General features: G+C 71.1%; 8 protein-coding genes. 7 read left to right on the top strand and 1 reads right to left on the bottom strand.

The features are described from left to right. The first annotated feature begins 135 nt into the window (after positions 1 to 135). The 6 genes from WH07_RS09670 to WH07_RS09645 all read left to right on the top strand — a co-directional run bounded on the left by WH07_RS09670 (position 136) and on the right by WH07_RS09645 (position 7,714). Positions 136 to 390 (top strand): hypothetical protein, encoded by a 255-nt coding sequence (locus WH07_RS09670; protein ID WP_046497923.1) that lies wholly within the window; start codon positions 136 to 138, stop codon positions 388 to 390. Positions 391 to 452: 62 nt separating this feature from the next. Beyond that, positions 453 to 1,202 (top strand): ABC transporter ATP-binding protein, encoded by a 750-nt coding sequence (locus WH07_RS09665; RefSeq protein WP_046497937.1) that lies wholly within the window; start codon positions 453 to 455, stop codon positions 1,200 to 1,202. Between the two features lie 2 nt (positions 1,203 to 1,204). Then, on the top strand, positions 1,205 to 3,865 hold the full coding sequence (locus WH07_RS09660) for an ABC transporter permease (protein ID WP_046497920.1): 2,661 nt from the start codon (positions 1,205 to 1,207) through the stop codon (positions 3,863 to 3,865). Between the two features lie 394 nt (positions 3,866 to 4,259). Then, on the top strand, positions 4,260 to 6,686 hold the full coding sequence (locus WH07_RS09655; protein WP_046497934.1) for a glycoside hydrolase domain-containing protein: 2,427 nt from the start codon (positions 4,260 to 4,262) through the stop codon (positions 6,684 to 6,686). Positions 6,687 to 6,689: 3 nt separating this feature from the next. After that, the gene (locus tag WH07_RS09650) at positions 6,690 to 7,028 is read left to right on the top strand and encodes a hypothetical protein (protein ID WP_046497917.1); all 339 of its coding nucleotides are present in this window, start codon (positions 6,690 to 6,692) and stop codon (positions 7,026 to 7,028) included. 62 nt (positions 7,029 to 7,090) lie between these two features. Continuing rightward, positions 7,091 to 7,714, top strand: a complete 624-nt coding sequence (locus WH07_RS09645; protein WP_046497931.1) for a M15 family metallopeptidase — start codon at positions 7,091 to 7,093, stop codon at positions 7,712 to 7,714. Positions 7,715 to 7,835: 121 nt separating this feature from the next. Here the strand turns inward: WH07_RS09645 and WH07_RS09640 are convergent, their stop codons facing one another. After that, a complete protein-coding gene (locus tag WH07_RS09640) occupies positions 7,836 to 9,671 on the bottom strand; it encodes a hypothetical protein (RefSeq protein WP_052744312.1) in 1,836 nt (611 codons plus the stop codon). Between the two features lie 531 nt (positions 9,672 to 10,202). Here WH07_RS09640 and WH07_RS39655 point away from each other — a divergent pair. Further along, on the top strand, positions 10,203 to 11,053 hold an 851-nt coding region (locus WH07_RS39655; protein WP_046497926.1), incomplete at its 3' end, for an SCO2400 family protein.

Genomic DNA, 11,053 nt, shown 5'->3' with positions numbered 1-11,053 from the left:
ATCCCGTGGACCACCCGATCCGGGGTACAGCCTGCTGTACCCCGGATCGGGTGGTCCACGGGATCGTCCGGAGGTGGTCACGCTCCGTAGCGTCGGTGACGACAACAGCGGCGACCCCCGCAGGAGGAAGTCCCCATGGCGCACACCGATCCGTACCGCCTCACCACCGCCCCCACCCCTACCGCCTCCGCCCCCGCCGAAGGCCCGAGCGGCGTCACCGGCGGCGACATCGTCCGTACGCTGCTGTGGACGGTGGTGGTGATCAGCGCCGTCGCCAACACCGTGGCCTCGTACGGCGGCGTCAGCACGTGGGTGCATCTGTCCTGCGGCACCGTCACCCTGCTCGCCGCGACGACCCTGGTCGTGCGCAGTCTGCGAGGACGTCGATGAGGCTGCGGAGCAGGTCGAAAACGCCGGTCCAGCCGGGGCAGTCGGGGCAGCCGGTCCAGCCGATGGGCACGTCCGCCGTCGGTGTCGCGCGACACACACCCGCCATCGCGCTGGGTCGCGTCAGCAAGACGTACGACGGTGGCGTACGGGCCCTCGACGACGTGTCGTTGACCGTGGAGCACGGGACGTTCCTCGCCGTGATGGGGCCGTCGGGTTCCGGCAAGAGCACACTGATGCACTGTGCCGCCGGGCTCGACTCACCGACGTCGGGCAGTGTCCGTATCGACGGGCAGGAGATCGCGGGGCTGAACGAGACCCGTCGCACCGAACTGCGCCGGGAGCGCGTCGGTTTCGTGTTCCAGGCGTACAACCTGATCCCCTCGCTCTCCGTCGAGGACAACATCACACTGCCGCTGCGGCTGGGCGGGCGGCGCCCGGACCGGGCCTGGCTGGACACACTGGTCGAGCGGGTCGGACTGGGCGACCGGCTCGGCCACCGCCCGGCCGAACTCTCCGGCGGACAGCAGCAACGGGCCGCTGTCGTACGGGCGTTGGCGGCGCGGCCGGCCGTCGTGTTCGCCGACGAGCCGACCGGCGCGCTCGATCTGCGGAGCGCTCACCAGGTCCTCGACCTGCTCCGCGGCCTCGTCGACGAACTGCGCCAGACGGTGGTGATGGTCACCCACGACCCGGCCGCCGCGGCCCGGGCGCACCGGGCGCTGGTGATGGCCGACGGCCGGGTGGTCGAGGCCCTGGAGTCACCGACCGCGCCGCAACTGGCCGACCACCTCGTCGCGTTGGGAGAGCGGTAGACATGCTGCATCTCGCTCTGCGGATGACCGCACGCCGGATCAGCGCGCTGCTCGCCGTGGCGTGCGCGGTCCTGGGCGGCGCCGTGCTGATCACCGCCACGGGTGTGCTGGCCGAGTCCGGACTGCGCTCCCAGTTGCCGCCCGGCCGGCTCGGCGGCGCGGACGTCGTGGTCGCGGCCGACCAGGAGTACCACCGGGAGGCGGACCTGCCGATCCCGCTGCCCGAGCGCGCCACGGTCCCGGCGCGGCTCACGGACCGGCTGGCCGGGCTGCCGGGCGTGACGGCGGCGGTCGGGGACATCGGGTTCCCGGCCGCGCTCGTGGACGCGCGGGGACGGGTCGTACCGCCGGCGGACGCGGACCCCGCGTCGGCCGGGCACGGCTGGTCGTCGACGAAGCTGCTGGCGGATCCGCGTATCGAGGGCCGCGCGCCGTCGGGTCCCGGCGAGGTCGCCGTGGCCGCCGCGACGGGCCTGAGCGTGGGTGACCGCGTGCGGGTCGTCGCCAACGGCCGCCCCGCCGCGCCCTATCGCGTCTCGGCGGTGGTCGGAGCGGCGGGCGCGGGTGAGGGCCCGGGTGCGGATGCGGATGCGGGTGCGAGTGCGGGCGCTGGCGTGTTCTTCGCGGACGAGACGGCCGTACGCCTGTCCGGTCGCGAGAGCCGGCCGAGCCACGGGAGCGGCGCGAGTCGCGAAGGGGGTACGTCCCCGGCGGGCAACCCGCGCGCCGGGACCGTCGACCTGATCGGCCTCACGACCGAACCCGGCGCCGAGGATCAGGTCGCCTCCGCGGTCCGCGGCCAGGTGGCGGGCACCGGGCTGAAGGTCCTCACCGGCGCGGACCGGGGCGAGACCGTGTCGCCCGGGGTGGGCTCGACCCGCTCCCTTCTCGTCCTGCTCTCCGGTTCGCTCGCCGGGATCGTCCTGCTGATCACCGGATTCGTCACCACGGGCGCGCTCGGCGTGTCGATCGCCGGGCAGCGCCGCGATCTGGCGCTGATGCGGGCCGTCGGCGCGACCCCGAAACAGATACGGCACCTGGCCGCCGCCCATTCGACGGTCGTCGCGGCCGTGGCCCTGGTGCCGGGCGCGGCCGTCGGCTATCTGCTGGCCGGGCAGTTCCGGGGCATGCTGGTGGACCGCGGTGTCCTGCCCTCCCAACTCCCCCTGACCATGGGCCCGTTGCCCGCCCTCGCCACCGTCGTCCTGATGGCGGCGGCGGTGCGGATCTCGGCCCGGTGCGCGGCCTGGCGTACGTCTCGTATGCCGGCCACCGAGGCGGTCGCCGAGTCGCGCAGCGAGCCGCGGAAACCGTCGAGGACGCGCACCCGTGCCGGACTGCTGCTGATCGTCGCCGCGTGCGTGATGTCGGCCGCGCCGCTGCTGCAACGCACCCTCATCGGCGCCTCCGCCACCTCCATCGCGGGCATCCTCGCCGCGATCGGTCTGGCCCTGGCCGGCCCGGCGCTGGTCAAGGGCGTGGGCGAAGCGGCCGTACGCCGGCTGCGCCCCGGCGTGTCCGCTCCGACCTGGCTGGCCCTGTCCAACGTACGGGCGTACGCGCTGCGCGTCACCGGAGTGGTCAGCCCGCTGGCGATGGCGGTCGTGTTCGTCCTGACGTACACGCTCGCGCAGACCACCGTGATGGCCGCGACCTCGCACGACACCGACACGGGCACCCTCGCCCAGCACCGGCTGAGCGCGCCGGGCCTCGGCGGCCTGCCGACGGGCACACTGTCCGACGTACGGGACCTGCCGGGCGTACGGGCGGCGGCACCCGTCAGTACGACCACGGTGGCGTGGCCCCAGAAGCAATTCGGCGATACAGCGACGGAGTCCGCCCCCGCGATGATCCTGACGCCGGCCGCGGCGGACGTCCTCGACCTCGGCGTACGGGAAGGCAGCCTGGCGCGTCTCACCGGTGCCACGGTCGCCGTCAGCGGCGAGGTCGCGCGCTGGCGCGGCGCGGGACCGGGGCAGCGGGTGCGGCTGATCCTCGGCGACGGCGCACAGGTCGACGCCCGGGTCGTCGCCGTGTACGACCGCGGGCTCGGCTTCGGCCCGCTGGTCCTCTCGCACGACCTGGCCGCGGGGCACACCACGGCGGGACTGGACCAGAGCGTCCTGGTCCGCACGGACGGTACGGCCGCCGCGGAACGGGCGCTGAGCACGCTGGCGGCCTCGCGTCCGGGCCTGGCGCTGTCGGACACGGCACCGGGGCCGGGCTCCGACGCGGAGTCCGGCGGTACCGGCGGTACCGGCACCCCGCCCGAGGTGTGGATCAATCTGGCCGTCATCGTGGTGCTGCTCGCCTATCTCCTGCTGAGCATCGCCAACAAGCTCGTCGCCGCCACCGCCCAGCGCCGCACCGAGATCGCCGCCCTGCGCCTGGTCGGTACGACACCGCGTCAGATCCGCGCGATGATGCGCCGCGAGGCCGCGGTGATAGCCGCCGCGGCGCTCACCACGGGCCTGCTGTTGTCCGCCCTCCCCCTCGCCCTGCTGGGCCAGGGCTTCCTGGCCCGCCCCTGGCCGTCGGGCCCCACCTGGCTGCTGCCCGCGACCGCGGTCACGGTCGTCGTCATGTCCTTCCTCACCATCGAACTCCCCACCCGCCAGGCCCTGCGCAGGGCCCCGGCGGAAGCGGTCCGAACGGGGGCGTAATGCGAGGCCATGAGGCCCGGCCATCAGACATGCGGGCCGCGGCAGCCCCCAGGGGGCGACCCGGGCTGCGGCAGCCCCCAGGGCCGACCCCGCAGATCCGGCCATTCCTCGATGGCCGCCACCCCGGGATTTCACATTGTGCCTAAGGTGAGAACTGTGTGCCGGGGGTCTGACGAGGCGTCTGAGGCAGCACGTCATCAACTTCCCACTGGGCCCCGGCGCCTCCTGAGCCAGCCCCGGACAACGCCGGCCTCCCCTTCGGATCAGCGCCACGTCCCCTTCGGTCAGCTCCCCTCCGAGGCAGTGAACCGTATGCGGTCGCCGCGGTCCCACGTACCACGAACTGTCGCGGCCAGGCCGCCACCTCCGCATGACATGACAAGAGAGGTTGATCTTGGACGCGAAAGTTCTTGAAGCGCAGCAGTGGGTGAACGCCACCTACGGAAGCGTCACGGGCTACTCACGGGCCCCGGAGGACGGCCGCACCGGCTGGTCCACCATGAACGCCTTGATCATGGGGCTCCAGCACGAGCTGGGCATCAGCCCGGTCGTCGCCAACTTCGGGCCGGGCACGCTGTCCAGACTCCAGGCCATCGGCGACATCGGCTTCGGCTGGAACCAGAACAGCAATATCGTCCGCATCATCCAGCACGGCCTGTTCTGCAAGGGCTACTGGGGCGCCAACGGCTACGGCGAGTACGGCGCGGTCACCACCGAGGCCGTCAAGGCGATGCGGCTCGACATGGGGCTGCCCGACGGAGGCATCGGCACCGCGGGCGGCCAGACCACCCCCGCCCTCTTCAAGTGCGTCCTCAACATGGACGCGTACATCAAGGTCGCCGGCGGCACGGACGACATCAGATCGATCCAGCGATGGCTCAACGGCCGCTACTGGCAGAAGAGCGCCTTCAGCATCGGCCCGTGCGACGGGATCTACTCCCGCGACGTGCAGAAGGCGCTGATGACCGGGCTCCAGTACGAGCTGGGCATCGCCGCCCCCAACGGGAACTTCGGCCCGGCCACCCAGGCCGCGCTGAGGACGAAGAATCTGGGCCAGGGCGACTCGGGCGTGCTGGTCGAGATGTTCTCGGCCGCGTGCGTCTTCAACTCCCCGGTCCCGTCGGGCACCAGCGACACGGGCACGCCGACGACATGGCGCAGCACCTACGACGCCACACTCGTCGAGTTCGTGAAGGCCTTCCAGAAGTTCTCCATGCTGGCGCAGTCGGGCCGGTCGGACTACCAGACATGGGCACAGCTCCTGGTGTCGATGGGCGACGCGGACCGTCCGGCGACCGGCAGCGACACCCGGTTCGAGATCACCGCTTCGCGGGCGAAGTATCTGCGCGACAACCTCTACGAGGTCGTGGGCCGCTATCTGTACGACCCGCCGGGCTCGACCCTGGACAAGGAGATCAAGCCCGGGGAGCTCCAGACGATCTTCGACGCGGGTCTGAACGTCTTCCCGATCTATCAGGACAACGCGCGCCAGCTCTCGGACTTCTCGTACTCGACGGGCTACATGCACGCCATGAACGCGCACGCGCTGGCCGTCGGCTACCGATTCAACCGCGGCACGACGATCTACTTCGCGGTGGACTACGACGCCACGCAGGAAGAGATCGACTCGGCGATCGTGCCGTACTTCCACGGTGTCGCGGCGGGCCTGGCGTACAACGGCAAGCGGTACATCCACGGCGTGTACGGATCGCGGAACGTCTGCGCGAACGTGACGAAGCGGACCGCGGCCCGCTACTCCTTCGTATCCGGTATGTCCTGGGGCTTCTCCGGGAACCTCGGCTTCCCGCTCCCGGCGAACTGGTCGTACAACCAGATCAAGGAGTTCCAGGTCACCAACGGGTCGGACGTCTTCGACCTGGACCGTGACGTCGTCTCGGGCGCGGACCCGGGCCAGAACTCCGTCGGCAAGGCCGCGGGACCGGCGGACGGCTTCATCAACTACATCGAGAGCCTGCTCCAGCTCGCGAGGGAGTACGGCAAGGGCAACGCGAACCAGCTCGTCATGGAGTACGTGCGCCACAGGAGCTACGGCGGCGGGGACTGGGACTTCCTGATCGGCGAGTACGACCGCGGTTTCAGGGACTTCGCCAACAGCCGGGGCATGTCGGTATGGGAGGAATTCAAGGATCCCTTCACCGGGCACGAGCTGGGCGCCGAACACCTGATGGCGTCGGCGAACGGGCACTTCGTGGCGTGGAAGCCGAGCAATCCCCGCTCGGTCAACGAGGGCGATGTCGCCGGGTGGGGCGGTGATCTGCTGACGTTCTACGCCGACTGGCGTCACGCCAAGGACACCTACCCGTCGGGCTATCAGTTCGCCATGGAGAAGCTCGCGAAGGTCGGCGTGGCCGCCAGCTTCGGTTTCAACGACCTGATCGAGGACGCGGATGCCTGGCTGATCGCCGACGCGGTACGCAACAACAACAAGGACATCCTCACCGCGGTACGGGACCTCTACAACGGCGGCGGGGGCCTCAGGCGCTTCCAGCGTTACTGGCAGGGCCGGTTCAACGGGAACACGGAGGACGCCAAGTTCCTGGCGCACAACATCCTCACCGCGGCCGACGACAAGGAAGTGGTCGCGGCGCAGATCGGTCTGATCTCCGTCCGCGGCGGTATTCTCACGCTTCCCGCCATGCTGGACTACGACGAACTGGAGCCGTTCGAAAAGGGCTTCGTCGATACGCTCCTCGCGCGCACCGGCGAGGAGTCGCGGATGGCGGCCACGTACCGGAAGAACCACGAAACGTACCTCCGCGCCGCCAGGTCACGTGCCGCGGCGCGCGCACAGAAGGATTAGCTCATGCGCCGGTTGGGCCCAGTGGCGTGGCTCGCCCTTGCCGTTGTCTCCGCACTGCTGCTGGGAGCCGCGCGCTTCGTCGGCGTCTTCTCCAGCGGTCTCGACATCGTCGAGGCCTGCGACGCCGCCGGTCAGCCCTTCGACGACCAGTACTGGGCGGAGCGCGACCGGCAGGCGGAGCAGTGGTTCCCGGTGCGCAACAAGTGCAACGCCCACTACGACCTCGTTCCGGTCTGGGTCAACCCGGCGATCGTCGTGTTCGTGCTGCTGATCGTCGTGTGTCTGGGGGCCGCCGTGTGGTCGGCGCGCTCCCGTCTGAGAGCGAAGAGAGGGAAGTCGTGATTGTTGGCGAGTTTTCGCGGCGCCGGTTCGTCGGTGCGGCAGGCGCGGTGGCCGGTACGGTGATGCTCGGCTCGATGGGCACGGCCGGCCCCGCGGCCGCCGCCGGCCCGTCATCCGGCGGCGCGTGGCAGGGGGACCTGTCGGCGAACGGCTGGCCCGTCCTGGAGGAGGCCGAGGAGTTCGGCATCGAGGGCAGCGGCCAGTCCGTACGTCTCGCCGGCGGCGAGGCGGCCGTCATCCTGCTGTACGTGGCGCGCCGCTTCCACTACGAGATCGACCAGCTCCGAAGAGGCGACGTCCACGGCCACACGCCGTCGCGCCGGATCAACCAGCGGTACGAGTCGAACCACCTCTCCGGCACGGCGATCGCGATCCGCCCGGACGCCTACCCGGTGGGCGTCAAGGACGGCCTGTACCCGCACGAGCTGCTGATCGTCCGGGACATCCTGGCGGAGCTGGACGGCGCCGTGGTGTGGGGTGGTGACCTGAGCACGCCGAAGGAGTCGCACTTCGAGATCGCGCTCGAGCCCGGTCACCCGAAGGTGAAGGGCGTCGCACGCAAGATCCAGGGCTGGAACACCAACCCGGGCGAGGGCGCGGGCGCGGTGGACGCGTTCCTCCCCGACCGGCTCGCCCGGGCAAAGACGTTCGCACGCAGCGCCGCTCAGCGAAGCGCCCTGAGGTAATCCGCCATCGGCGACCCGAGCCACCCCGCGAAACGAACGGGCCCCCACCGGAATCCCGGCGGGGGCCCGCTCCTTGTGCTGGTGGCGGTGGTTCAGCGGGAGACCGCTGAGACGGTGACCGTCAGCCTTCGCCCGGCGGCGGGGCCTGCGTCACGGTGAAGGTGCCGCGGCGGTACTCGATCGAGTTGTGCGTGATGACACTGAGACTCCACGAGCCCGCCGCCGCACCCGCCAGGTCCAGGACGGCCGTCAGAGTCTTCCGGTCGGCCGACACGGCGGTGGTCACCGCTTCCAGCGTGCTGCCCGACCGCGTGATCCGTACCTTGTCGTCCATGTGCAGGGCGGTCCCTGTCACGGTGACGGTGGCCTTGCCGCCGTTCGTCGCGGTGGCCGGGGTGACCGCGGTGACACTGACCGGTTCCGGGCCGCAGCGGATGGTCCAGCAGACGAGTTCCACGCTGTACGAGGTCCGCGCCGCCTTCTCGGGCAGGCCGAGGACGAGGACGCTCGGCGAGACCGCCGTGGTGTACGGCTCGCTCACGGAACACTCGTAGCCGCTGGGGATGTACAGCAGACAGCCGTTGCCGAGGCTCCTGTCGTACAACGCGGGTACGGCCGTCTCGGTCCGCCCGTCGGTGTCACTGATCGTCAGATTGAAGCGGTCGTTGTACGCGGTGGGCAGCGCGGCGCAGACAGCGGTGTGCTGCTCGTCCAGGGTGCCGGTGACCGGCCCGTACCCGTAGCTGACATTCGGAACGGCGGTGCACTCGGCAGCCGGACCGGCCGCGGTGGCGATACGCAGGGCGTCGAAGCGGTAGGAGTCGGCGGCCCGCAGGTTCACCGGCACGGTGACGAGGACCTGGTAGCCGGTGGATCCGGTGACCGCGCACGACGTGTTGCTGTATCCGCAGGCGGCCTTGCCGTTCGCGTCGAGGACGAGGAGGTTCGCGCTGCCGACGGCGTCACGGACGTTCAGGTGCAGCACGTCCGCAGCATCGCCGGTGGTCACCCGGCGGCAGAGCAGCGTGCCCGGTTCACCGAGGGCGCCGCCCGTGGACGGACCGCCCACCGCCGTCGCGGGGTTCGCGGCGCAGCCGCGCGCGGTCGCGGTGACATCGCGGCGGGTCAGGGTGTAGGTGGCGGTGACATCGCGTCCGGTGACCAGGACGGTGTGCGCGACACCCGGGGTGAGATCGCAGGTCGTCCAGGTGGACAGGGAGGCGCTGACGGAGCAGGCCTTCTTGCCGTTCGTGTCCAGCACCGAGAAATTGGCGGTGGACGTGCCGGTGACCGCGCGGAGCTGGAAGTTCTCCACCGGGCTGTGGTCGTCGGCGGGGATGGTCAGGCAGCGCGAGAAGACACCGCCACCGGTGCTGAAGGAGGCGGCGGCGCTGTCGGCGGTGAAGTCGCCCGCCGGGACCACCTGGCAGTTGCTCGCCGCATCGGTCCGGTAAAGCGCGATGGAGTACGTACCGGTGGGCTCGTCCTCGTCGTCGGTGGAGACCAGGGCGCGGTACGGAGCGGTACCGGTCAGCGAACAGGTCCCGCCGGAGAGGCTGTTCGATGCGCACCGCTGAACTCCGTCGGCGTCGACGACGGTGACATCGGGGTGCGGACCGGGCTCGCTCAGGGCCGTCAGCGCGGCCATCCGGGCGTTCGCGGGGAGCGGCAGCGCCAGGCAGTCCACCTCGCCGGGCGTGGTGAAAGACCCCTGGTAAGTGCCGAGTTCGACAGGCTCGCAACCGTCTGTCGCAGCGCGGTCGGGAGTGAGGGCCGGGTTGTCGGTGACCGTGGTGTTGGCGGTGACGGTGCTGGTGGGATCGGTGGACGCCTGGGCGGTGCCCACCGGGAGCAGCATCGAGAGCAGGACCGACAGCGCGAGCAGAAGGGCAGCGCAGGGCCCGGTGTACGGCGCGGATCTCGCGGCCGTACCAGGCGTACACGGGTGATGAGACATTCCGTTCCCCCCGGAGCGGTGACATATGGATGCGCCCCGCCCCGCCGACACAGGCCCGCCGCAGCCGGGATCGCTGGTTGTGTCCACTGCGGGAGGCGGCTGCGATGCGGTGGGGCGCATGTCTGACGTGTGTGCACGTACGTGGTGGATGATCGCACGGAAGACTCACCGGGCGTACTCAATAAAGACACAGCCCAGGGAGCCCGGGAGATTGGGGCGCTGCGGGGGTGGGCACAGGAGTTGGTGGGCGGCGACATCGCGGCACGGTTCAAGGAGTTGGATGCTCCGGAGGGTGCCGGCCGGCCACCGGTCCCCGCGTGCACGGGGTTTGAGCCTGGCCGACCGACGGATTCGTCAGGTGCGGGCGCGTATCCGCCGATCCGCGGTGGGGAATCTTCGCGAGAGCAACACATGGAATACGCACGGCCTCCCGCAGCCGCCGTTACGTTGAAGGCCGCTCGATCCTGAGTGCGAACTTGATCCGGTCGCCGGAGTCCCCTGGTGGCGCAGTCAGCACAGAAAAGATCGCGGATGGACTACTGCTCCTCGTGCCGTCGGACGCTCAACGGGGCTCTCGTGTGCCCCGGGTGTGGCGCGTACGCTCCGGATATCGCGCCGCCCGGGCATCAGAGCCAGGACTCGGCGCCGGCGGCCGTGACGACTTCGGAGGCGTGGCGCGGGCGGGGCTTCCCGGTCGCGGCGGACTACTTCGGTCCCACGTCGCGGCTCGGTGCCGAGCCGACGGCCCACTCCGAGATACCCGAATACCCGGCCACGGGCGCGGGCTCCGACGTTGGTGCCGGCGTCGGCGCGATGGACAGTTCGGACGACGAGCCGGCCGACGACTCCGAGTACGCCGCCTCAGCCGTCCCGGTCGCTTCGGCCGTCTCCGCCGTCCCCGCCACCGAGGGCCGTGCGGCGCGGCGGCGGGAGCTGGCTCGCTGGAAGAAGCAGCGGCGACGGGCCGTGGTCGCGTCGACCGTCGCGCTCGTCGGAGGCGGGCTGACGCTGGCCGTACTGCCGTCCCGGCCCTCCACCGGCCACGACGCGCAGGCATCCGCGGCGCCCGAGCCCCATGCCGTGGCCACGACCCTGGGCGACGCCACCGACACCGGCTCGTCGACCGTACTGCCGCGCACCGACGACCCGCAGGACTCCACGACGCCCACTCAGCCGCCCGCGATCAGCAGCCCGCCGCGGAACGCCACCACCGTGGTGACCACCACCGCTACGAAGGCCCTCCGGCTGACCAGCGTCGCCGCCCGTCCCACCGCTACGACGAGCCCGCAGGCGCGCACCGTACCCGTGACGAGCGTCACGGACACGAACGACGAGGCGCCCGCCACCGCCGATCCCACGCCGCCCCCGCAGCAGACGACCAC

Origin of the sequence: Streptomyces odonnellii, assembly GCF_000981895.1 — a bacterium.
In the GTDB taxonomy this organism is placed as follows: domain Bacteria; phylum Actinomycetota; class Actinomycetes; order Streptomycetales; family Streptomycetaceae; genus Streptomyces; species Streptomyces odonnellii.
This window is presented reverse-complemented; position numbering and strand designations above follow the sequence as displayed.